Here is a 21402-nt window from a genome sequence, read left to right on the forward strand (position 1 = left end):
CATGCACCTGCTCAGGACCCAGCCCGGCGGATTCGTCTCGGATGACAACATTGCCGACCTTGGACAAACCCCCGCCGAACTGGTGATCCTGTGCAGCGGCGACTCCAGCCTGGCGCTGCTCGCCGAAGCCGCGCAGCAATTGCCCGAGGATTATCCGAGCCTGCGTCTGGCTAACCCGATGCAGGTGCAGAACCACGCTTCGGTCGACTTGTACGTCGATGAAGTGCTGCGCCACGCCAAGGTGATTCTGATTTCGCTGCACGGCGGCATTGCTTATTGGCGCTACGGCGTCGAGCGTCTGGTCGAGTTGGCCGAGCGCGGCGTGCAGGTGATTCTGGTGCCGGGCGATGACCGGCCCGATCCGGAGCTCAGCGACTTGAGCACCGTCAACGCCGAGGAACGTGACCGACTCTGGCAGTTCCTCCGTCAGGGCGGTATGGGCAATGCACTGGATTTCTTCCGCTGCCTGGCCAACCGCTGGCTCGCCCGCGATTACGCTTGGCAAGAGCCGCAAACCCTGCCGCGTACGGCGATTTACCATCCACAAAAAAACTCCGCCGCACTGAGTGACTGGCAAGCCGAATGGCTGCCCGATCAACCGGTCGCGGCGGTGCTGTTTTACCGCTCGCATTTGCAAGCGGCGAACACTGCGTTTATCGATGTGTTCTGCCAGCGCTTGCAGGCAGCGGGGCTTAATCCGCTGCCGATTGCGGTGGCCAGTTTGAAAGAGCCCGGCTGCCTGACGGTGGTCGAGGATTGGCTGGATGAAGTCGAGGCAGGGGTGATTCTGAACACCACCGGTTTCGCCCAGTCCAGCCCCGAAGCACCACACTTGCGGCCGTTTCGCCGCGATATTCCAGTGATTCAGGCAATCTGCGCGCAGGATAACGAGCCCGGCTGGCGCGCCAGCGAGCAGGGCCTCGGCCCGCGCGATCTGGCCATGCACATTGCCTTGCCGGAACTCGATGGGCGCATCATCAGTCGGCCGATCAGCTTCAAGGATCTGGCCTGGCGCAGCGAGCGCAGTCAGTCCGATGTGGTCTGCTATCGCGCGCAGCCCGAGCGCATGGATTTCGTCGCCGAACTGGCGCGGCGCTGGATCGACCTGGCGCGGGTGCCGAACGGCGAAAAACGCATCGCGCTGATCCTCGCCAACTACCCGACTCGCGACGGACGCATCGGCAACGGCGTCGGTCTCGACACGCCGGCAGCGGCGCTGAATATTCTGCGCGCGTTGCAGGCCGAGGGTTATCCGATCACCGCCCAATTGCCGGACAGCGGCACCGAGTTGATCCAGCAATTGCTCGGTGGTGTCAGCAACGATCTCGATACGATTGACCTGCGCCCGTGTCAGCAAAGCCTGGCGATGGACGCTTACCTGACAATGTTCAACGCGCTGCCCGAGGCCAATCGCGACGCCGTTGTCGAACGCTGGGGCCCGCCAGAAAACGATCCGATGTGCCGCGACGGGCGCATGATGATCGCCGGCATTCGCTTCGGCCTGACCTTTGTCGGCATCCAGCCGGCGCGCGGGTATCAGGTTGACCCGAGCGCGGTGTATCACGACCCGGATCTGGTGCCGCCGCACGGCTATCTCGCGTTCTATTTCTGGCTGCGCAATACCTACGGCGCGCACGGCGTTATTCACGTCGGCAAGCACGGCAACCTCGAATGGCTGCCGGGCAAAGGCGTTGGTCTTTCGCAGAACTGCTGGCCGGATGCATTGCTCGGACCGTTGCCGAACATCTACCCATTTATCGTCAACGACCCGGGTGAGGGCGCCCAGGCCAAGCGGCGTACGCAAGCGGTGATCATCGATCACCTGATGCCGCCGCTGACCCGCGCCGAAACCTATGGCCCGTTGCGCAATCTGGAACTGTTGGCCGACGAGTATTACGAAGCGCAACTGCTCGATCCGCGCCGCGCCCGCGAGTTGCAGCGCGACATTCTGCAACTGGTGCGTGAGACGCAGATTGATCGTGAATTGCAGCTTGATGCCGGGCTGGACAGCGATGCCGATGCGGCGATCTGGCTGCCACGTCTCGATACCTACTTGTGTGATCTGAAGGAATCGCAAATCCGCGATGGCTTGCACATTTTTGGCGAGTCACCGACTGGACGTTTGCGGATCGATACGTTGCTCGCGCTGCTACGGATTCCGCGCGGAGACGGGAAGGGCGCACAGTCGAGTCTGCTGCGCGCACTGGCCAAAGCATTCGAACTCGGATTCGATCCGCTCGATTGCGCGCTGGCCGAACCATGGACAGGTCCACGCCCGACAGAGCTGCAAGCGCACGGCGACGAAGTCTGGCGCACCGCCGGCGACACCCGCGAACGCCTCGAACTGTTTGCCACTGAACTGATTTTCCAGACGCTGCAATCCCCTTGTAGGAGTGAGCCTGCTCGCGATAGCGGAGTGTCATTCGATACAGATTTGCCTGATACACCGCCATCGCGAGCAGGCTCACTCCTACAAGGACCGCGTTGGGCTGAAGTCGGCGCAATCATCGACAATCTGCGCGAAGTCGTCGCTCCGCGCCTCGATGCCTGCGGCCCCGCCGAAATGCGCGGCCTGCTCGACGCCCTCAGCGGCCGCTTCGTCCCCGCCGGACCCAGCGGCGCACCCAGCCGTGGCCGCCTCGACGTGCTGCCGACCGGCCGCAACTTCTACTCGGTCGACGTGCGCAACCTGCCGACCACCACCGCGTGGCGCATCGGTTTCCAGTCAGCGACATTGATTCTCGAACGTCACCTCCAGGACCACGGTGATCACCTGCGCCAGCTCGGATTATCCGTGTGGGGCACCGCCACCATGCGCACCGGCGGCGACGACATCGCTCAGGCCATGGCGCTGATGGGCGTGCGCCCGGTGTGGGCCACCGGCAGTCAGCGCGTCGACGATTTCGAGATTCTGCCGTTGAGCCTGCTCGACCGTCCGCGCGTCGATGTCACGTTGCGCGTCTCCGGATTTTTCCGCGATGCCTTCGTCAACCTGATCCGCCTGTTCGACGCAGCCGTGCAAGCAGTGGCCGCGCTGGACGAGCCGGACGATCTCAATCCGCTGGCGGCAAAAGTGCGCGCCGAGCGCGAGTCTCTGCTGCAATCGGGTCTTGATGAAGAAACGGCGCGGCGTCAGGCCGGCTGGCGGATCTTCGGCGCCAAACCCGGCGCATACGGCGCAGGCGTGCAGGGCGCGATCGACGGGCGCTTGTGGCAGAGCCGCGCGGATCTGGCCGAGGTTTACCTGAACTGGGGCGCTTACGCCTATGGCGGTGCCGACGAAGGCACGGCCGCCCGTGAACAATTTGTCCAGCGCCTGAGTCACGTGCAAGCGGTGCTGCAGAATCAGGACAATCGCGAGCACGACTTGCTCGATTCCAACGACTACTACCAATTCCAGGGCGGCATGCTTGCTGCTGTGGAAACCCTGCGTGGCGAAGCGGCGGCCAGTTATCACGGCGATCACAGCCAACCGGATCTGCCGAAGATTCGAACGTTAAAGGAAGAGCTGAACCGCGTGATTCGCTCGCGAGCAGCCAATCCGAAATGGATCGACGGGGTCAAGCGCCATGGCTATAAAGGCGCGTTCGAACTGGCGGCGACGGTTGATAACCTGTTTGCGTTTGACGCCACCACGCAGTTGATCGATGACCACCAGTACGCGTTGTTGGCGGATGCCTATTTGCTCGATCCGGCGACGCGGGATTTTGTGCGTGAGCATAATCCGCATGCGCTGCGCGATATGACCGAGCGCATGCTGGAGGCGCAGCAGCGGGGGATGTGGCAGGAGCCGGGGGCTTATAAAGAGGCGCTGGAGAATCTGCTGTTGGATATTGAGGAAGATATGTAGCCGCTCAAAAGCTACCCTCACCCCAGCCCTCTCCCGTAGGGAGAGGGGGCCGATTTGTGTTGGCTTTGAGGCCTGAGTTCAACTCGATAATTCAGGTCGGCGCAACTTGCAAGAACACCCAGATCAGTTCCCTCTCCCTCCGGGAGAGGGCTAGGGTGAGGGCCACCCCAACTGACCCCCCACAACAATCAAGCACACCAAAGACCACGACAGAGAAATCCCAAATGACCGACACCCCGCACTTCCCGCTCTCCGCCGTGGTCGGCGCCGATGACTTGAAACTCGCCCTGTGCCTCACTGCCATCGACCCGAAAATCGGCGGCGTGCTGATCGAAGGCCCGCGTGGCATGGCCAAATCCACCCTGGCCCGTGGCCTGGCTGATCTGCTCGCCAGTGGTCAATTCGTCACCTTGCCGCTGGGCGCCACCGAAGAACGTCTGGTCGGCACTCTCGACCTCGACGCCGCTCTCAGCGAGGGGCGCGCGCAGTTCTCGCCGGGGGTGTTGGCCAAGGCTGACGGCGGTGTGCTCTACGTCGATGAAGTCAATCTGCTGCCTGATCACCTCGTCGACCTGCTGCTCGATGTCGCTGCCAGCGGCACCAACCTGATCGAGCGCGACGGTATTTCCCATCGGCATTCGGCGAAGTTCGTGCTGATCGGCACCATGAACCCCGAAGAAGGCGAATTGCGCCCGCAACTGCTTGACCGCTTCGGCTTGAACGTCGCCCTCAGTGGTCACACGGTGCCGATCGAGCGCGGACAGATCATTCGTCGGCGACTGGATTTCGACAGCGACCCACAAGCGTTCTGCGCACAGTGGGATACACAGCAACAAGCGTTGCGCGAACGTTGCGAAAACGCCCGCGATGCCTTGGCCAGTATTCCGCTGGATGACGCTGCACTGGCGCAGATCACCGAGCGTTGCTTCGCTGCCGGCGTCGATGGTCTGCGTGCCGATCTGGTCTGGTTACGCGCCGCTCGTGCTCACGCGGCATGGCGCGCAGCTGAGGAGATTGGCGAAGAAGACATCGACGCCGTGGCCGAGTTTGCTCTGCGCCATCGTCGTCGCGAACAACCGGCATCGAGCCCGCAGCAACCTGCCCAGTCGCCAACCGAAACCCAGGCCTCATCGAGCGAAGGGCAGGGCCAGTGGGGCGACATGCCGGCGCCCGCGCTCGCCACGGGCGCGCGCCGCGAAGTGCCGAGCTGGCCAAAAAAGCCTTAGGCATTCGCCCCCGATCCGAAGCGGGGGCGAATGCCAGACCCCGCGCCGGACAGCTGGACAACGGACGCCAAGGCAAGCGTCATGCCGCTCGTGGCGGGACGGTGAACTGGCCGGGCACTCTGCTCAACGGGCGTCCTCGGGTGCGTGAAGATCTGCTGTTTCAACTGCGTACGCGCTCGCCGCATGAGCTGTGGCTGGTGATCGTCGATGCCTCAGCCTCGACGCGGCGTCATCACGCTTTGAGCGATGCCAAAGGTCTGCTCGCGCAACTGTTCGATGACGCTTACCGCCAGCGCGCGCGACTGGCTTTGCTGACGGCCAGTGGTTCGGCGCCGAAATGGCAGGTGCAGGGATTGAAGGCGTCCAGCGGCTTGCGTGTCTGGCTGGAGGCTTTGGGTGCCGGCGGCGGCACGCCGTTGCTGGCGGCGCTGGGGCAGGCAGAGCAATGGCTGACGGTGCGACGCAAACGCTTTCCCGCTGAACAGCAACGGCTGTTGGTGGTGACCGATGGGCGTTTGAAGCAGTGGTCGGGATTGCCGGCGCTAGCGTGCCCGGGCTTGTTGATCGATATCGAGCGTGGGCCGATTCGGTTGGGGCGGGCGCGGGATCTGGCTTCAGCGTTGGGATCCGAGTATCGACATATCGATGAGCTGATTTCTCTCTAACCTTTTCGGCGATTGTTCTACCGTCTTCGCGAGCAGGCTCACTCCTACATTTGGAATGCGTTCCCCTGTAGGAGTGAGCCTGCTCGCAATTGCATCGACCCGGTCTTGAGCCGAACAACCAAAACCCGCATCTCTGCTCTATGCTGCACCCAGCCCCAATCACAAGGAGTGAGCGATGCGCGTACTGGTCAAAAATCCTCAGGACGATTTCCGCGTCAAAGCCTACGCCGGCACCAACGGTGTGCTGTTGGCCATGGACCTGACCGAACCGCGGCGCAAGGGCCTGCTGGGATTTGCCATCGAAAAGCAGCAGGGCGCCAAACCCTGGTTGTTCCTGTTCAATAGCTTGACCTTCCCGAGCAAGGCTCACACCTTTCCCCAGTTCCACGCGACACCGAGCGATATCGCACCACTGCAGAAATTTCGCTGGGCCGATTACGCGGTCAATCCGGGCATGACCATCCACTATCGCGTGCATCTGGCCTACGGCACTGCCGATGCCGTGCAGTTGGGCGAGTCGCTGGAGCTGACGATCACTTCCGATGACGGCCACCCGAGCAACCAAAGCGTGATATTCAATCGTGCCGTCGCCGCCAGTCAGGCGTTCCAGCGCAAGTTTCCCGATCTCGACGCGCAGATCAGCGCCAATAAAAACATGCCCATCGAAGCCTGGCCCGACGCGCCACGGCAATGGCTGGAAAACGGCTTGCTCACACGCCTGCTCGGGTTTATCGAGCGTGCGGTCGATAACCAGTGGGCGCTTGATATCGCGATTTACGAGTATCAGGTGCAGGCGATCGTCGACGCGGTGAACGCGGCGTTTGCGCGGGGCGTGCAGGTGCGGGTGCTGTATCACGCCCGGCCGGATGACGAAGACACCACAATCAACGAAGCGAGCCTGGCGGCATTGCCTGCGGCGAGCAAACGCGGGCGAGTGACCCACAACATCTTTCACAACAAATTCATGGTCCTCAGCCGCGTCGATGCCAGTGAGGAGCGTCAGCCCGAAGCGGTTCTGTGTGGCAGCACCAATTTCACCGCCAACGGTGTTTATCGTCAGGCCAATGTCGTGCATGTGCTGGATGATGAATCGATAGCTGCCAGCTATCTGCAGACGTTCGAGCAGATCTGGGCGCAGCCGGATGATGTCGGCACAACCCGTAACTGGATTACTGAACACAACCCAATGAACCCGCCGCAAGCTTTGTTCGCCGGGTTTTCACCGCGCACCGGCGGCGCGGATCTGCAGGAGTTTGTACGGATCATCGGCGCGGCGAAAAAGGACGTGCTGTTCGTCACGGCGTTCTCGCTGCCGGACGCGGTCCTCAATGCTTTGCTGGGTCAGCCCCACGATGACATTTTGCGCTATGGCCTGCAAAACACTGCCAGTCGCATCACCGGTTTCCATGCCGACCGCAGCGCCGAATTCGCCGCCACCGCGCTGCTCAACACCGGGCTGGAAGGCTGGCTGCGGGAGAACATGAAAGGCCAGAAAGGCAATCTGCTGGTGCACACCAAAGCCGTAGTTACCGACTTCACCAGCGATTCGCCGACGATCATCAGCGGCAGCCACAACCTCAGCGCTTCAGCCAGTAACGGCAATGATGAAAACTACCTGATCATTCGCGGCGATACCGATCTGGCGGATCGTTACGGGCTGGAGCTGCTGCGATTTTATGAGCATTACCGGTTTCGCTATTTCGCGAAGAAACTGGCATTGAAGCAGGTGAGTCCGTTGGCGGTGGACGACAGTTGGACCAACGATTACTACATCGAAGGGGATTTGCGCCAGTTGTCCCGGCTGCGCTTTGCCGGACGCTGACACTGCCCTGTAGAAGCTTTTACAGATTTTGAAATGATTTGCCGCTGTAGGAAATGTTCCCAAAGACTGTACGCTCCAAGGCCATTTTTCATTCAGGATTTGCATGAACACCCTTTCGGAGCCTCCCAGTCGCACCTTCCCCTCGCGCCATGGCGCGGTCTTGACGCACTCGCAACATCCAGTTTTCCGACACCCGACTATCGTTGCTAACGCGGCTTCAGAGCCTTCGCGTTGCGCTTTTCCGTGTCCGGCAGCCTGAATCAACCGAGAGAGATAGAGACGTTTTATGGAATGGTTAGCGGATCCCACAGCCTGGTTAGGCTTGTTGACTTTGATCGTGCTGGAACTGGTGCTGGGTATCGACAACCTGGTGTTCATCGCAATCCTCGCGGACAAACTGCCGCCGCATCAACGTGACCGCGCGCGGATTATCGGCCTGTCGCTGGCGCTGATCATGCGCCTTGGTCTGTTGGCGAGTATTTCCTGGCTGGTCACCCTCACGCAGCCGTTGTTCGAGGTGTTCGACAAGAGCTTCTCCGGCCGTGACCTGATCATGCTGTTCGGTGGTGTGTTCCTGTTGTTCAAGGCCACCATGGAATTGCACGAACGCCTTGAAGGCCACGTCGGTGAACGCACGACCAACGCCGCCTATGCCATGTTCTGGCCGATCGTCGCGCAGATCGTGGTACTCGACGCGGTGTTCTCGCTGGACGCGGTGATTACCGCCGTGGGCATGGTCGATGAGCTGGCGGTGATGATGATCGCAGTGATCATCTCGATTGGCTTGATGATCGTCGCCAGCAAGCCGCTGACGCGCTTCGTCAATGCGCACCCGACGGTGATCATGCTGTGTCTGGGCTTCCTGATGATGATCGGTTTTGCCCTGACCGCCGAAGGTCTGGGCTTCCACATTCCGAAAGGCTATCTGTATGCCGCCATCGGCTTCTCGATTCTGATCGAGGTGTTCAACCAGATCGCTCGGGCGCGTCGCAAGCGCTCGATGCAAGGCTTGCGACCGATCCGTGAGCGTACGGCGCACGCGGTCATGCGTTTGCTTGGTGGTCGTAAACTGGCCGCTGAAGAAGTCGGTGAAGAAATCTCTGACCTGCTCGATGATGGCGACGCGCCAAGCGCCGAGCTGTTTGACCGACGCGAACGCGTGATGATCAGCGGCGTGCTGCAACTGGCCGAGCGGCCGATTCGCGGACTGATGACCGTGCGCGCCGATGTCGACACGATTGATCTGGCCGATGACCGCGAGGCGATTCGTACCCGCTTGATGCACTCGTCCTACTCGCGTCTGCCATTGATTCGCAACGGTGCGGTGGATGAGCCATTGGGCTTCGTGCACAAGAAGGAACTGCTCAAAGAGTACCTGGCCGGTGCCGAGCCGAACCTGGAACATTTGGCGCGCAAGACCATCAACCTGCTCGACAGTTATTCGATCCTCAACGCACTGGAGCAGATGCGCGCCGCTTCGACGCACATTGCCTTCGTGGTCAACGAATTCGGCGACTTTGTCGGTGTGTTGACCATGACCGACATCCTCGAATCGATTGCCGGCGAGCTGCCGGATGCCAGCGAAGTCGAAGGCCCGGATGTGGTCGAGGAGCAGGGCGGGTTTATGGTCAGCGGTGCGCTGAACCTGGCGCGTGTACGCCAACGCACCGGGTTTGGCGCTGAACCCACCGAGGACTATCAGACCATGGCCGGGTTGGTGATGAGCCTGCTGGATCGATTGCCTGTGATCGGTGATCGTCTGGAGCTTGAAGGCTGGCACATGACCGTAAAAGCGGTTGAAGAGCGGCGGGTGACGCGGGTGTTGTTGGTGCGCGCCGCCGCGTAATACTTGAGTTCTCAACTAACTGTGCCGGCCCCTTCGCGAGCAGGCTCGCTCCCACACTGGAACGCGTTTCAAATGTGGGAGCGAGCCTGCTCGCGAATGCTTTGGTTCAGGCACCGCAGTATTCACTGATGAAAAGTGTAGCGATCCTTCCTGCTCCCACTCAAGTGCGCGAAACATCTGACGGACAACGCAGAAACGTCTCTGGAAATCACGTGATATCGTCAAATGGATTGAAGTTAAGAGCTCTAGGGAGTGCTATTTTAGGTGCTACTTAAAGTACTTCAGGAAGCACCTCAATGGCACACATTGTTCTTTCACAGGTAGTGGCGAGTATTTCCGAATTGAAAAAAAATCCGATGGGCACCGTAGCTGCCGGAGGTGGACGCTCCGTAGCGATTCTCAACCGAAATGAACCAGCGTTTTATTGCGTACCTGCCAAAGAATATGAGGCAATGATGACGCGTCTTGATGATCTGGAGTTGATCGCGCTTTGCAAGGAGCGAGAAAACGACCCCACCATCAAGGTCTCAATAGATGACCTATGAGCTGGAATTTTCTGAAAAGGCCTGGAAAGAGTGGGAAAAGCTGGGCGCAGGTCTACGGGTTCAGTTCAAGAAAAAACTAGCGGAGCGGCTGCTTAATCCACATGTACCGGCGGATCGACTCAAAGGCCTGGGTAACGCATACAAAATAAAGCTGCGAAGCGCCGGATATCGCTTGGTGTATCGCGTCAAGGATGAAGTCTTGGTGGTCACGGTGATAGCCGTTGGCAAGCGAGCGCGAGGCGAAATCTATACAGAGGCTGCCAAGCGCTGAAATACATTTCCAAAGGACGCCGTTGCCTGAAACGCTGGATTTATCCCCTTGCACCGAACAGGGATCTCCACCACGCCACGACTCGCTCAAGGAAGTTTTTCGGTTCTCTAGTATCCAGACTCAGTAGCACCAGACTACCAAAATGCGCGACGGCGACGCCGATTGCTTCGTCTGGCTGGATTCTGACCGTGGCTCCGGTCGTGCCGGCTGGCGCGAGGATCCAGTCGGTATGCACTTGCCACTTTATAGCGGCTGTCAGCGCCAACTCAAGTTCGTCGCCAGAAGGATGTAGTGTCAATATCACGCGAGCCGTGTCGTTGGGTGCAGTCTTCATTCTGGCGGACAGTGCATATTCTTTGGCTTCAGATTGAAAAATAACGTCCTGACTCATGTATCCGGGTGAAGTGATCTTGCAGCCATCATCCTCCTCAAAATTCACGTGCTTTGGATGGCTCACTGACCAGTCTTTTGCGCCCTCGTAGAACTCGCCGTTCTTGATCAGATTCGTCATGTCCAACTCTCCCTGAGATTTTTGGGTAATGCTGCTGCGAAACCTTCAGCCAGCCTGTTCAGCACTGACTCCGCAGACGTGCACGTGCAACTGTGCGCAAAGTGCGAAGTGTCTGACGCAGCCAAGGCAGATCATGCTTTTTTTTGTGGATGGCAACGGGCGCTTTGGTCTTGCCAATGTGCTCGGCGAAATCCCGTGCGAGGGTTTCTTCCGTGCCGATGCCTTTGAGTTTTTTTACCAGCCTGCCGTTCTTGTAGAACAGTACGGTGGGCGTACCGGTCACCAGCGGATGACGGGCAGTTTCGCTGGTATTGAGCATGTAGATATTCGCGCGATGCCGGTATGGCTCGGCAGTCTGGCGAAAAATAGGACCGGCCCACTCGCATGCGGGGCAATGTTCGTTGGCGAAATAAAGGATCACCGGGCGCCAGGTTTTCAGGGCTTTGCGATAGGTGGGCGGCAAAGTAGCGAGAGGGATATTCGCGCTCATCAGAATCTCCTTTTCCGGTGTGGCTGGATTTCTTGACGGTAATCCAGCGCGCTCCGTACGCCTACTGTCAGAGTTGACAGGTGTAATCCGCCAGGTTTTGTGCCATGCGCCCCGAAATGTGGCGCGAGTACCCGACGTGTGTAGCCAACGGTAGCGAGTCCTCGCGGCACGTTGAGTAACAGCAACACGGTCCTTTTCCGCATCTCTTTGATTTCGAAAACATTTCACTCCAACGCAGATTCTCATCCAATCCTGTGGCACACTTTCTGCTGTCTATTCCGTAGTAACAAACCGTGTTCCGGTATAGCGGAATAAACACAATTCTGGAGTGCTTGCCATGCATCGCCGTCCTTCGTTGTTCAAAACGTGTGTTTTTGTTCTTGCGGCTTCGTCCGCTGTCATGGGTATGGCCCAGGCAGCCGACAGCAAGCTCGACAGTGTTCTGGCCCGTGGCAAATTGATTGTCGGCACTGGCAGCACCAATGCGCCGTGGCACTTCCAGGGCGCGGACGGCAAGTTGCAGGGCTTTGATATCGACATCGCCAGAATCGTCGCCAAGGGGCTGTTCAACGACCCGAGCAAAGTCGAGTTCGTGGTGCAGTCGTCTGATGCGCGGATTCCCAATCTGCTCACCGACAAGGTCGACATGAGCTGCCAGTTCATCACCGTTACCGCCAGCCGTGCGCAGCAAGTGGCGTTCACGCTGCCGTACTACCGCGAAGGCGTTGGCCTGTTGCTGCCGAACAACAGCAAATACAAGGAAATCGAAGACCTGCAAGCCGGCGGCGACAGCGTCACTGTGGCCGTGCTGCAAAACGTCTACGCCGAAGAACTGGTGCATCAGGCATTGCCCAAAGCCAAGGTCGATCAGTACGACAGCGTCGACCTGATGTATCAAGCGGTGAACTCCGGCCGTGCCGATGCCGCTGCCACCGACCAATCCTCGGTCAAATACCTGATGGTGCAGAACCCTGGCCGCTACCGCAGCCCGACCTATGCGTGGAGCCCGCAGACATACGCGTGTGCGGTTAAACGCGGCGATCAGGACTGGCTGAACTTCGTCAACACCGCATTGCATGAAGCCATGACCGGCGTTGAATTCCCGACCTACGCCGCCTCGTTCAAGCAATGGTTTGGTGTAGACCTGCCGTCGCCTGCGATCGGTTTCCCTGTCGAATTCAAATGATCCCGTGAGAGCGGGGCGGTTCACGTCGCCCCGCTCAAGGTACTGCTGACCATGAACTATCAGTTGAACTTTGCCGCCGTGTGGCGCGATTTCGACACTTTGCTGGCGGGGCTCGGTCTGGGTCTTGAACTGGCGCTGGTGTCGATCGCCATCGGCTGCGTGATCGGCCTGCTGATGGCGTTTGCCTTGCTTTCCAGGCATCGCGCCTTGCGGGTGCTGGCTTCGGTGTACGTCACGGTGGTGCGTAACACGCCGATTCTGGTGTTGATTCTGTTGATCTACTTTGCCTTGCCGAGTCTCGGCATTCGGCTGGACAAGATTCCGTCGTTCATCATCACCCTGTCGCTGTATGCCGGGGCATACCTGACCGAAGTGTTCCGTGGTGGTTTGCTGAGCATTCCCAAGGGGCAGCGCGAAGCGGGACTGGCGATCGGTCTCGGCGAGTGGCAGGTCAAGGCCTACGTCACCGTGCCGGTGATGCTGCGCAATGTCTTGCCGGCACTGTCGAACAACTTCATCTCGCTGTTCAAGGACACCTCGCTGGCGGCCGCGATTGCGGTGCCGGAGCTGACCTATTACGCGCGCAAGATCAACGTCGAAAGCTACCGGGTGATCGAAACCTGGCTGGTGACCACGGCGTTGTATGTCGCGGCCTGTTACCTCATTGCCATGCTGCTGCGTTACCTCGAGCAGCGCCTGGCGATCCGCCGATAGGAGGCTGCGATGTACGAATCTCCCAGTTGGTTACATGAGTTGTGGGTCGCACGCGAGCCACTTTGGCAGGGTTTTTTGACTAGCGTGCAAGTGTCGGCGCTGGCGATCCTGCTCGGCACGATGCTCGGCGTGGTCGCGGGGCTGGTGCTGACATACGGCAACTTCTGGATGCGCGCACCGTTTCGGTTTTACGTCGACCTGATTCGCGGCACACCGGTGTTTGTATTGGTCCTGGCCTGCTTCTACATGGCGCCGGCGCTCGGCTGGCAGATCAGCGCGTTTCAGGCCGGTGCCTTGGGGTTGACGCTGTTTTGCGGCTCGCACGTTGCCGAAATCGTTCGCGGTGCGCTGCAAGCCTTGCCACGCGGGCAGATGGAAGCGAGCCAGGCCATCGGCTTGACGTTCTACCAATCGCTCGGTTACGTGCTGTTGCCTCAGGCACTGCGGCAGATCCTGCCGACCTGGGTCAACTCGTCGACCGAAATCGTCAAGGCTTCGACTTTGCTGTCGGTGATCGGCGTCGCCGAATTGCTCCTCAGCACGCAACAGATCATCGCCCGGAACTTCATGACTCTGGAGTTCTACCTGTTCGCCGGATTTCTGTTCTTCGTCATCAACTACGGCATCGAGTTACTCGGCCGGCACATTGAAAAACGGGTGGCCCTGCCATGACTCAAGTTCAAGTTTCCCCACAGAATCAGGCATTGCTGGACATCCGTGGCCTGCACAAACAGTACGGCGCGGTCGAAGTGCTCAAGGGTGTCGATCTGAGCATGCAGCGCGGCAACGTGGTCACGCTGATCGGCTCTAGCGGTTCGGGCAAAACCACGCTGTTGCGATGCGTGAACATGCTCGAAGAGTTCCAGGGCGGGCAGATCCTGCTCGACGGTGAGTCCATCGGCTATGACGAGGTCAACGGCAAGCGTGTGCGCCACGCGGAAAAAGTCATCGCCCGCCATCGCGCGATGACCGGCATGGCGTTCCAGCAATTCAACCTGTTCCCGCATTTGACCGCGTTGCAGAACGTCACTCTGGGCTTGCTCAAGGTGAAGAAAATGCACAAGGACGAAGCCGTGGTCCTCGCCGAAAAATGGCTGGAGCGCGTCGGCCTGCTGGAGCGGCGCAATCACTTTCCCGGTCAGTTGTCCGGCGGCCAGCAGCAGCGCGTGGCGATTGCCCGGGCGATTGCGATGAACCCGAGTCTGATGCTGTTCGATGAGGTCACCTCGGCCCTCGACCCGGAGCTGGTCGGCGAAGTACTCAACGTGATCAAGGGCCTCGCCGAAGACGGCATGACCATGTTGCTGGTGACCCACGAAATGCGTTTCGCCTTCGAGGTCTCGGACAAGATCGTTTTCATGAATCAGGGGCGGATCGAAGAGCAGGGGCCTCCCAAGGATCTGTTCGAACGCCCGCAATCGCCGCGTCTGGCGGAATTTCTCAAAAACACGCGGTTTTGACTTTTCACTTTTTCAATCAGGAGAAACACCCATGAGCATTACGCGTTACGGCACCGGCAGCACCGCCGCTGGTGGCCAGCCACGACCATTCGCTCGCGCCGTTGAAGCCGATGGCTGGCTGCACGTGTCCGGCCAGGTACCGGCGGTGGATGGGGAGATCATTGTGGGCGGCATCGTCGAGCAGACCCACCAGACCATGAAGAACCTGATCGCGATACTCGAGGAAGCCGGTTATGGCCTGGAGGATGTGGTACGTGCCGGGGTGTGGCTGGATGATCCACGGGATTTCAGCAGTTTCAACAAGGTTTTCGGCGAGTATTTCAAGCCTGAGCACGCACCGGCGCGGGCCTGTGTGCAGGCGAGCATGATGGTTGATTGCAAGGTCGAGATCGATTGCATCGCCTACAAGAAAAAGGCTTGAAAATTGCTGCGTTGCTTAGGCCGCAGCCCCTCACCCTAACCCTCTCCCAAGGGAGAGGGGACTGATTTGTATCGATGCGGATTTTGCGTATGACGCTTACATTTACATCGATACGGTCAGGCTCCCTCTCCCTCCGGGAGAGGGCGGGGGGTGAGGGCAGCAATCCAACTGACACAACACCAAGGGCCAGTTACCATCCGGCGACTTTGAATGGGAACCACTGAAATGACCGAAGACAGCATCAAACGCCGGGCCCGCGGTCTGGACCGGGCGTTCGATATCCTCGATTTCCTCAAGGAGATCGGCCAGCCGCTGCGCCCGAACGACATCGCCAACGGCATCGGCAGTCCGAAATCCACGGTCTACGAACTGGTCGCTTCGCTGCTGGAACGACGGATCCTGGAACCGGTGGGCAAGGACGGTCACGTCTATCTCGGCCGGCAGTTGTACTTTCTCGGTCAGGCGCACCTGCGCCATTTCGATCTCAGTCGCGAGGCCGATCACGCCTTGCAGGAAATCGTCAGCCAGACCCATGAAACCGCGCAGATGTGCCTGCTCAACGGGCGCAAATACACGGTGGCACTGATGAAGGAAGGCGAGCGGCATTTCCGCATTTCCTCCGACATCGGCGAAAACGCGCCAATCCCGTGGACCGCTTCCGGACGCCTGTTGCTCGCACACCTGAGCGATCAGCAGATCATCGACCTCATCGACGAAGATGATTACATCCTGCCCGACGGCGAGCGTTTGCCACTGGAGCGTTTTCTTGGCGAAATCCGTCAGGCCGGCATCGATGGATTTTTCTCTTTCGACAGCGTTGCTGACACCTTTACCCATTGCTTCGCCGCCCCGGTCAAAGACCCTCAAGGCGTGGCCATTTGCACCTTGTGCATCGTCGCCCCACGGGCCGATGCGAAGAACAATTACAACGACTATCGCCGGGTTCTGATCGAGAGCGCCAACAGCCTCGCCCGGCGCATCAACGAATAATCGCGGCTGCCTGCGGCCGCGAAAAAAGTGAGGAGTTCGACCATGACGACTGCCATCAATACTGCTGTGGAAAAGGGCGACGCGGCCATTGGCGCACATCTGACGCGTGACGTCAGCCTGCCGGCGCTGGTGCTGCACCGCAAAGCGCTGGAGCACAACATCCGCTGGATGCAGAAGTTTGTCAGCGACAGCGGCGCGGAACTCGCGCCCCACGGTAAAACCAGCATGACCCCGGCACTGTTCCAGCGTCAGCTCGACGCCGGCGCATGGGGCATCACCCTCGCCAGCGCGACCCAGACTCGTGCCGCTTACGCCCATGGTGTACGCCGCGTGCTCATGGCCAACCAATTGGTCGGCACGCCGAACATGGCGTTGATCGCCGATCTGCTCGCCGATCCCGCGTTCGATTTCTATTGCATGGTTGATCACCCGGACAACGTCGCTGATCTCGGTGCCTACTTCGCCTCGCGTGGGGTGAAGCTGAATGTGATGATCGAATACGGCGTGGTCGGCGGACGTTGTGGTTGCCGCAGCGAGCAGGAAGTCATCGAACTGGCCAAGGCCATCAGCGCGCAACCGGCACTGGCCCTGACCGGTATCGAAGGCTACGAAGGGGTGATTCACGGCGATCACGCGGTCAGCGGGATTCGTGAATTTGCCGCGTCGTTGGTGCGTCTGGCCGTGCAGTTGCAGGACAGCGGTGCGTTTGCCATCGGCAAGCCGATCATCACTGCCTCGGGTTCAGCCTGGTACGACCTGATTGCCGAATCGTTCGAAGCGCAGAACGCTGCCGGACGTTTCCTCAGCGTGTTGCGTCCGGGCAGCTATGTCGCTCACGACCATGGCATCTACAAAGAAGCGCAGTGCTGCGTGCTCGACCGCCGCAGTGATTTGCACGAAGGTTTGCGTCCGGCGCTGGAAGTCTGGGCCCACGTGCAATCGTTGCCGGAACCGGGTTTTGCAGTGATCGCGCTGGGGAAGCGCGATGTTGCGTTCGATGCCGGTTTGCCGGTGCCGTTGTTGCGTTACAAGGCCGGTGTGGTGCCGGCGCTGGGCGAGGATGTCGGTGCGTGCAAGGTCACGGCGGTGATGGATCAGCACGCGTTCATGACCGTGGCGCCGGGTGTGGAGTTGCGCATTGGCGACATCATTTCCTTTGGCACGTCGCATCCGTGCCTGACGTTCGACAAGTGGCGTGTGGGGTTGTTGGTGGATGAGCAGTTGTCGGTGATCGAGAGCATGGAAACCTGTTTCTAAGACTTGAAACCGAGTCGCGGCCAATCGCTGGCAAGCCAGCTCCCACAGGGTTCAGTGTTGATTAAAAAATTTGTGAGCGACATGAATCCTTGTGGGAGCTGGCTTGCCAGCGATGAGGCCAGACCAGACACCCGCGCATCAACAGAGACAGCACAAGATGAACACCCTCAGCCCCCTGGGCCCGAACACCCCGCGCATCGCCCTGATCGGCGAGTGCATGATCGAACTGCAGCAACGCGCCGACGGCAGTCTGCAGCAAAGTTTCGGCGGTGACACCCTGAACACCGCGGTGTACCTGTCCCGCGCAATGGGCGACAAGGCCGATGTCGACTACGTCACCGCGCTGGGCGACGACAGTTTCAGCGACGCCATGTGCCAGATCTGGACAAGCGAAGGTATCGGCCTCGATCTGGTTCAACGCCTGCAGGGTCGCTTGCCGGGCCTGTATTGCATCCAGACCGACGCCAACGGCGAGCGCCGTTTCCTCTATTGGCGCAACGAAGCGGCGGTTCGCGATTGTTTCACCACCCCGGCAGCCGAACCGATTCTGGCGGCTTTGCCGAATTACGATGTGCTGTATTTCAGCGGCATCACCTTGGCCGTGCTCGGTACGAAGGGCCGTGAGCGATTGATCCAGACCCTGATCGAAGCACGTCAGCGCGATGCGCGGATTGTCTTCGACAACAACTACCGGCCGCGCTTGTGGGCGTCACCGGAAGAGGCGCGTGCGGCTTATCGCAGCGTTCTTCCGCACATAGACCTAGCGTTGTTGACGGTGGATGACGAGCAGGCCCTGTTCGGGTTTGCCGATTGCGATGCGGTGTTCGAGGCTTACGCGCAGATCGGCACGCCGGAAGTGGTGCTCAAGCGTGGCGCTGAAGCGTGCCTGATTCGTTGTGATGGCGAAGCGTTTGAAGTGCCGGCGCAGAAGGTCGAAAAAGTGGTGGACACCACGGCGGCGGGGGATTCGTTCAGTGCGGCGTATCTGGCCAGCCGGTTGCTGGGCGGCAGTCCGGCCGAGGCTGCCGAGGCGGGGCATCAGTTGGCAAGCCGGGTGATTCAGGTGCCGGGAGCATTGATTCCGAAACAGGCTTGAATGGCCGCTTGCTGCGCAATAGTTCGCGAGCAAGCTCGCTCCCACAGGGGAATGCATTCCAGATGTGGGAGCGAGCCTGCTCGCGAAGAGGCCCTGGAGCCAAGCACTAATCGCGGTAAAACACCTGCACCAAGTGATACCCGAACTTGCTCTTGATCGGCCCATGCACGGTGCGCAGCGGCTTTTTGAAGATCACTGCATCAATCGCCCCGACCATCTGCCCCGGCCGCACTTCACCCAGATCACCGCCGCGTTTGCCGGACGGGCAGGTGGAAAATTTCTTCGCCAGCACATCAAACGCTTCACCCTTGGCGATGCGTTGTTTGAGCTGTTCAGCCTCTTCGGCGGTTTTCACCAGAATGTGGCGGGCTTGGGCTTTCATCGTGCGGTACCTGATAACGGGGTGACGGCGGGGCGCGGATTATGCCTCAAGTCACGGGGTTTGGCTGAGCATCATGCGGATCTTGCTGGCCAGCAGCTCAATGGCAAACGGTTTGGCGACCATGTCCATGCCGTCCTCGAGAAAACCCTGGCGCTCGGCGGCTTTCTGCGCGTAACCGGTCATGAACAGCACCTTGAGGCCCGGTCGATGCTGACGGGCGATTTCCGCCAGTTGCCGGCCATTCATGCCGGGCAGGCCAACGTCGGTCACCAGCAGATCCACGCGCAGATCGGACTCAAGCAAGGGCAGGGCGGTCTTCGCGTCTTCGGCTTCATAGGCTTGATAACCCAACTCCCTGAGCAGATCGAGCACCAGCATGCGCACGGCCGGGTCATCTTCAACAACCACCACGGTTTCACCCGTGGCCGTCGTCGGCGCTTGTTCGAGCGGCACAATCGTCGGACGTTCCGGCTCAATACCGTAAAGGCGCGGCAAGTACAGACGCACACAAGTGCCCTGGCCGGGCAAGCTATCAAGGCTGACATGCCCGCCCGATTGCTGGGCAAACCCATAAATCATCGACAATCCCAGACCGGTGCCCTGGCCTATGGGCTTGGTGGTGAAGAACGGATCAAAAGCCTTGGAACGTACGGACGGCGTCATGCCGGTGCCGTTGTCGCTGACCGCCAGCATCAGGTAATCGCCGGCCTTGACCGGTTCCAGCGTGGTGATGTCACTGCCATCGAGATACACGTTGGCAGTTTCAATCACCAGCTCGCCGCCATCAGGCATCGCATCCCGGGCATTGATGACCAGGTTGAGCAGGGCGTTTTCCAATTGGCTGACGTCGGTGCTGACCGGCCATACATGCTCGGCCAGACGCAGTTTGAGTTCGATCGGATCGCCCTTGGTCCGACGGATCAGGTCTTCCAGCGAATGCACCAGTTCATTGACGTTGAGGGTTTTGCGATCCAGCGACTGTCGCCGCGAAAACGCCAGCAGACGATGGGTCAGCGCCGCCGCTCGGTTGGCCGATGACACCGCCGCTTCGGTAAAACGACCAATCTCATCGGCCCGGCCATTGGCAATGTAGCGCTGCATCAAATCGAGACTGCCGATGATCCCGGTGAGCATGTTGTTGAAGTCGTGGGCGATGCCGCCGGTGAGCTGACCGACCGCCTCCATTTTCTGCGCGTGGCGCAAGGCATCTTCGGCGCGCTCGCGTTCGAACATCTCGTTTTGCAAACGCTGGTTGGCCTGCGCCAGTTGTTCGGTGCGAGCACTGACCCGTTCTTCGAGGGTTTCGTTGAGATTACGCAAGGCTTCTTCGGTTTTCTTGCGCTCGGTCTCGTCGATGACAAAGATGTAGAAACCATTCACCGCGCCGTCCGCACCGTAACGTGGCAGGTAATTCATCAGCGCGTGGCGGCTGCTGCCATCGCGGTGCGGGGTGTACAGGCTGAATGAGCACGGTCTGCCGGCCAGGGCTTCGGCAATGTAAGGCAGGCGCAAAAAATAGGCTTCTTCACCGATGACGTCACGAATCGTGCGCCCGTAAAGCTCTTGCGGCGTGAGCCCGTACCAGTCGAGATAGGCCGCATTGTTCAGGCGAAAACGCTCTTCGCGGTCGACGTAACTGATCAGGATCGGCATGGCGTTGATGATCAGTTGCAGTTCGGTCTGGCTCTGGCGCAACGCTTGTTCGGTGTGTTTACGCTCGGTCAGATCCAGCGCTGCTCCAAGGAAACGCATGGGCCGGCCATGGTGATCCTTGTAGCAGCGCCCGCGGGCGAACACCCAGCGCACCTCGCCGTCGGCTTGCAGCAGGCGATATTCCTCAGCGTATTCGGTGCCATAGGTGATGCAGTGTTTGATGCTGCGCGCGACCATCGCGCGGTCTTCAGGGTGCACGCCTTGCAAGTAATCGCTAATCGGCAACTGCCCGGCAAGACTGGGATCGATGCCATGCAACTGAGCGAAATGCGCATCGGCGATGAAGCGATCTTCACCAATATCCCAATCCCAGGTGCCGACGGCATCGGTCGCGGCGAGGGCCAGTTGCAGACGCTCCTCGGTTTCGCGTTGGGCCTTGAGACTTTCTTCGGAACGTCGCTGCAGTTCCAGAGCGATGCGTCGGCGTTCGTTGGTTTCGATGGCCGTCACCAGAATTCCGGCCACTTGCGCGGTTTCATCGCGAATCGGGCTGTAGGTCAGATCCAGCCAGAAGTCGGACTCTTTGCCTTCGCGCTGCAGGGTGAAGCGTCTTTCGCTGTAGGTGCGTACCTGGCCTTGTAGGACGGCGCTGTAAATCGGGTCGGTAAAGTCGCGAAGTTCCGGCCAGATCTGGTGCGCAGGCTGTCCGAAAGCGTGCGGATGCTTGTGGCCGGCGAGCAGGGCGAAGCCATTGTTGTAGATCTGCGTGAGTTGCGGGCCCCACAGCAACAGCATCGGCATCGGCGAGTGAATCACAATGTCCACCGCCGTACGCAGGCTCTGCGGCCAACTCCCGGCAGCGCCCAGCGGGCCGCGACTCCAGTCGGTACGGGCGATCAGTGCCTGCGCGTCGTCGGTGTTCGGTACAGCATTCATTACATCAGTCCTGAGCGTGGTTCGTTGAGGCGACGTCTATCATTGTTGCAGTTGAGCTGCGCCAAGCGCAGACCATTTTCT

The 21402-nt window shown here is 59.8% G+C and carries 19 protein-coding genes; 15 read left to right on the top strand and 4 right to left on the bottom strand.

All coding sequences use genetic code 11. The annotated features are described in order from the left end of the window. The first annotated feature begins 1 nt into the window (after nt 1). From cobN to U6037_RS12750, 7 genes are all read left to right on the top strand, one after another. Nucleotides 2-3850 (top strand): cobaltochelatase subunit CobN, encoded by a 3849-nt coding sequence (gene cobN / locus U6037_RS12720; RefSeq protein WP_322846998.1) that lies wholly within the window; start codon nt 2-4, stop codon nt 3848-3850. Between the two features lie 224 nt (nt 3851-4074). Next, nucleotides 4075-5076 carry an ATP-binding protein gene (locus U6037_RS12725; protein WP_322846999.1) on the top strand — a complete coding sequence of 334 codons (1002 nt, stop codon included), beginning with the start codon at nt 4075-4077 and terminating at the stop codon, nt 5074-5076. Then, nucleotides 5058-5741 (top strand): vWA domain-containing protein, encoded by a 684-nt coding sequence (locus U6037_RS12730; RefSeq protein WP_322847317.1) that lies wholly within the window; start codon nt 5058-5060, stop codon nt 5739-5741. The genes U6037_RS12725 and U6037_RS12730 overlap by 19 nt, the downstream gene beginning before the upstream one ends. 175 nt (nt 5742-5916) lie before the next feature. Beyond that, the gene (locus tag U6037_RS12735) at nt 5917-7563 is read left to right on the top strand and encodes a phospholipase D-like domain-containing protein (protein WP_322847000.1); all 1647 of its coding nucleotides are present in this window, start codon (nt 5917-5919) and stop codon (nt 7561-7563) included. 286 nt (nt 7564-7849) lie between these two features. Continuing rightward, nucleotides 7850-9409, top strand: coding sequence for a TerC family protein (locus tag U6037_RS12740; protein ID WP_322847001.1), 1560 nt, complete (start codon nt 7850-7852; stop codon nt 9407-9409). A 296-nt stretch (nt 9410-9705) separates the two neighbouring features. After that, a complete protein-coding gene (locus U6037_RS12745; RefSeq protein ID WP_322847002.1) occupies nt 9706-9954 on the top strand; it encodes a type II toxin-antitoxin system Phd/YefM family antitoxin in 249 nt (82 codons plus the stop codon). Further along, entirely contained in the window at nt 9944-10225 is a 282-nt protein-coding gene (locus U6037_RS12750; protein ID WP_322847003.1) for a type II toxin-antitoxin system RelE/ParE family toxin, read from the top strand. The genes U6037_RS12745 and U6037_RS12750 overlap by 11 nt, the downstream gene beginning before the upstream one ends. Nucleotides 10226-10265: 40 nt before the next feature. Here the strand turns inward: U6037_RS12750 and U6037_RS12755 are convergent, their stop codons facing one another. Both U6037_RS12755 and U6037_RS12760 read right to left on the bottom strand, forming a co-directional pair. Beyond that, nucleotides 10266-10736 carry a hypothetical protein gene (locus tag U6037_RS12755; RefSeq protein ID WP_322847004.1) on the bottom strand — a complete coding sequence of 157 codons (471 nt, stop codon included), beginning with the start codon at nt 10734-10736 and terminating at the stop codon, nt 10266-10268. 58 nt (nt 10737-10794) lie between these two features. Further along, nucleotides 10795-11226, bottom strand: coding sequence for a thioredoxin family protein (locus U6037_RS12760; RefSeq protein ID WP_322847005.1), 432 nt, complete (start codon nt 11224-11226; stop codon nt 10795-10797). Nucleotides 11227-11563: 337 nt separating this feature from the next. Between U6037_RS12760 and U6037_RS12765 the strand changes: the two genes are divergently transcribed. The 8 genes from U6037_RS12765 to U6037_RS12800 all read left to right on the top strand — a co-directional run bounded on the left by U6037_RS12765 (nt 11564) and on the right by U6037_RS12800 (nt 18350). Next, nucleotides 11564-12412 carry a transporter substrate-binding domain-containing protein gene (locus tag U6037_RS12765; protein ID WP_322847006.1) on the top strand — a complete coding sequence of 283 codons (849 nt, stop codon included), beginning with the start codon at nt 11564-11566 and terminating at the stop codon, nt 12410-12412. Nucleotides 12413-12463: 51 nt separating this feature from the next. Further along, nucleotides 12464-13126, top strand: a complete 663-nt coding sequence (locus U6037_RS12770; RefSeq protein ID WP_038368362.1) for an amino acid ABC transporter permease — start codon at nt 12464-12466, stop codon at nt 13124-13126. Between the two features lie 9 nt (nt 13127-13135). Then, nucleotides 13136-13798, top strand: a complete 663-nt coding sequence (locus U6037_RS12775) for an amino acid ABC transporter permease (RefSeq protein ID WP_322847007.1) — start codon at nt 13136-13138, stop codon at nt 13796-13798. Further along, nucleotides 13795-14586: an amino acid ABC transporter ATP-binding protein gene (locus U6037_RS12780; RefSeq protein WP_322847008.1), complete on the top strand. Its 792-nt coding sequence runs from the start codon at nt 13795-13797 to the stop codon at nt 14584-14586. Before U6037_RS12775 ends, U6037_RS12780 begins: the two co-directional genes overlap by 4 nt. Nucleotides 14587-14617: 31 nt before the next feature. Then, the gene (locus U6037_RS12785) at nt 14618-15007 is read left to right on the top strand and encodes a RidA family protein (protein ID WP_007912330.1); all 390 of its coding nucleotides are present in this window, start codon (nt 14618-14620) and stop codon (nt 15005-15007) included. A 225-nt stretch (nt 15008-15232) separates the two neighbouring features. Beyond that, nucleotides 15233-15997 carry an IclR family transcriptional regulator gene (locus tag U6037_RS12790; RefSeq protein ID WP_322847318.1) on the top strand — a complete coding sequence of 255 codons (765 nt, stop codon included), beginning with the start codon at nt 15233-15235 and terminating at the stop codon, nt 15995-15997. A 42-nt stretch (nt 15998-16039) separates the two neighbouring features. Next, entirely contained in the window at nt 16040-17254 is a 1215-nt protein-coding gene (locus U6037_RS12795; protein WP_322847009.1) for an amino acid deaminase, read from the top strand. A 157-nt stretch (nt 17255-17411) separates the two neighbouring features. Continuing rightward, nucleotides 17412-18350, top strand: coding sequence for a sugar kinase (locus U6037_RS12800; protein WP_322847010.1), 939 nt, complete (start codon nt 17412-17414; stop codon nt 18348-18350). A gap of 106 nt (nt 18351-18456) precedes the next feature. On the opposite strand, the gene U6037_RS12805 is transcribed toward U6037_RS12800, so the two are convergent. Continuing rightward, nucleotides 18457-18732, bottom strand: coding sequence for a peptidylprolyl isomerase (locus U6037_RS12805; protein ID WP_007912322.1), 276 nt, complete (start codon nt 18730-18732; stop codon nt 18457-18459). 51 nt (nt 18733-18783) lie between these two features. Beyond that, the gene (locus tag U6037_RS12810; protein ID WP_322847011.1) at nt 18784-21321 is read right to left on the bottom strand and encodes a PAS domain S-box protein; all 2538 of its coding nucleotides are present in this window, start codon (nt 21319-21321) and stop codon (nt 18784-18786) included. Nucleotides 21322-21402: the final 81 nt, after the last annotated feature.

The sequence above is a fragment of the Pseudomonas sp. B33.4 genome (genome assembly GCF_034555375.1).
Lineage (GTDB): Bacteria > Pseudomonadota > Gammaproteobacteria > Pseudomonadales > Pseudomonadaceae > Aquipseudomonas.

What these genes read in the sequence shown, in the direction of transcription:
- U6037_RS12810 (WP_322847011.1), bottom strand. Translation starts at nt 21,321, where the DNA reads ATGAATGCTGTACCGAACACCGACGACGCGCAGGCACTGATCGCCCGT.
- U6037_RS12795 (WP_322847009.1), top strand. Translation starts at nt 16,040, where the DNA reads ATGACGACTGCCATCAATACTGCTGTGGAAAAGGGCGACGCGGCCATT.
- U6037_RS12800 (WP_322847010.1), top strand. Translation starts at nt 17,412, where the DNA reads ATGAACACCCTCAGCCCCCTGGGCCCGAACACCCCGCGCATCGCCCTG.
- U6037_RS12765 (WP_322847006.1), top strand. Translation starts at nt 11,564, where the DNA reads ATGCATCGCCGTCCTTCGTTGTTCAAAACGTGTGTTTTTGTTCTTGCG.
- U6037_RS12735 (WP_322847000.1), top strand. Translation starts at nt 5,917, where the DNA reads ATGCGCGTACTGGTCAAAAATCCTCAGGACGATTTCCGCGTCAAAGCC.
- U6037_RS12750 (WP_322847003.1), top strand. Translation starts at nt 9,944, where the DNA reads ATGACCTATGAGCTGGAATTTTCTGAAAAGGCCTGGAAAGAGTGGGAA.
- U6037_RS12760 (WP_322847005.1), bottom strand. Translation starts at nt 11,226, where the DNA reads ATGAGCGCGAATATCCCTCTCGCTACTTTGCCGCCCACCTATCGCAAA.
- cobN (WP_322846998.1), top strand. Translation starts at nt 2, where the DNA reads ATGCACCTGCTCAGGACCCAGCCCGGCGGATTCGTCTCGGATGACAAC.
- U6037_RS12785 (WP_007912330.1), top strand. Translation starts at nt 14,618, where the DNA reads ATGAGCATTACGCGTTACGGCACCGGCAGCACCGCCGCTGGTGGCCAG.
- U6037_RS12740 (WP_322847001.1), top strand. Translation starts at nt 7,850, where the DNA reads ATGGAATGGTTAGCGGATCCCACAGCCTGGTTAGGCTTGTTGACTTTG.
- U6037_RS12770 (WP_038368362.1), top strand. Translation starts at nt 12,464, where the DNA reads ATGAACTATCAGTTGAACTTTGCCGCCGTGTGGCGCGATTTCGACACT.
- U6037_RS12780 (WP_322847008.1), top strand. Translation starts at nt 13,795, where the DNA reads ATGACTCAAGTTCAAGTTTCCCCACAGAATCAGGCATTGCTGGACATC.
- U6037_RS12725 (WP_322846999.1), top strand. Translation starts at nt 4,075, where the DNA reads ATGACCGACACCCCGCACTTCCCGCTCTCCGCCGTGGTCGGCGCCGAT.
- U6037_RS12745 (WP_322847002.1), top strand. Translation starts at nt 9,706, where the DNA reads ATGGCACACATTGTTCTTTCACAGGTAGTGGCGAGTATTTCCGAATTG.
- U6037_RS12805 (WP_007912322.1), bottom strand. Translation starts at nt 18,732, where the DNA reads ATGAAAGCCCAAGCCCGCCACATTCTGGTGAAAACCGCCGAAGAGGCT.
- U6037_RS12755 (WP_322847004.1), bottom strand. Translation starts at nt 10,736, where the DNA reads ATGACGAATCTGATCAAGAACGGCGAGTTCTACGAGGGCGCAAAAGAC.
- U6037_RS12775 (WP_322847007.1), top strand. Translation starts at nt 13,136, where the DNA reads ATGTACGAATCTCCCAGTTGGTTACATGAGTTGTGGGTCGCACGCGAG.
- U6037_RS12790 (WP_322847318.1), top strand. Translation starts at nt 15,233, where the DNA reads ATGACCGAAGACAGCATCAAACGCCGGGCCCGCGGTCTGGACCGGGCG.